The 686-nt window shown below is 29.7% G+C and carries 2 protein-coding genes; both read left to right on the forward strand.

Annotated features, from left to right (window positions below):
• The coding region (locus ACF91D_RS31195; RefSeq protein ID WP_392438616.1) for a hypothetical protein at positions 1-432 on the forward strand (432 nt) is incomplete at its 5' end.
• Positions 433-446: 14 nt separating this feature from the next.
• Complete coding sequence (locus ACF91D_RS31200) at positions 447-629, forward strand: hypothetical protein (RefSeq protein WP_369966818.1); 183 nt, start codon at positions 447-449, stop codon at positions 627-629.
• The last annotated feature ends 57 nt before the right edge of the window (positions 630-686 follow it).

Genomic DNA, 686 nt, shown 5'->3' on the forward strand with positions numbered 1-686 from the left:
CCATATGCAGACGCAAAAGAGACAGAAACGCAATCACATATGAAAAGCTTTTCCAATCAACAATTATTTGATGAATTAGAGAAAAATGGTTATGATTTAAATGACATTTTTACTAAAGAAGAAATTAAACAGTATAAAGCTGAAGACCAATTACGCGCTGGAAAAACTACTTTTGTTGACCATGGTAATGGTAAATCAACATTATATTTATCATCAGCTTATACTAAAACTTTAGTAGGTCTAGGTGCTGGTGCTATTACGTTAATATCAAATTTAATTGGTGGACCTGTTGCAGGTAGTTTTGGAGCTTTTGCAAGTTCAATAGCATCTTCTAATGTAGATACAAGTAAAGGAATTTATATTAAAATGAGTTCGGTCAAAAATGCTGCTGGTAACTATGTTATGAAAGGTGATAGCTGGGGTTATCAGTAAAAAGGAATGATTTTATGACTTTTAAAAACGCTTTGAAATTCACTATTATTATGATTTTAACAATGTGTACAGCATTTTACATTGTTCCAATGCCCGAAAATATGGGTGGAAAAATTGTATTTTCAGCTATATGGGTTATTATTGGTTTATTACTATCATATTTTATATTAGGAAAAGAGAATATGAAAAGAAAATGACATATTAATTTTGAAGTCTTTAACCACGTTATTAATTAGAATAGCGTGGTTTTATTA

The sequence above is a fragment of the Staphylococcus sp. 231237_7MaSpsaltlick genome, assembly GCF_043107035.1.

Coding starts and splice junctions, on each gene's coding strand:
- ACF91D_RS31200 (WP_369966818.1), top strand. CDS start 447: ATGACTTTTAAAAACGCTTTGAAATTCACTATTATTATGATTTTAACA.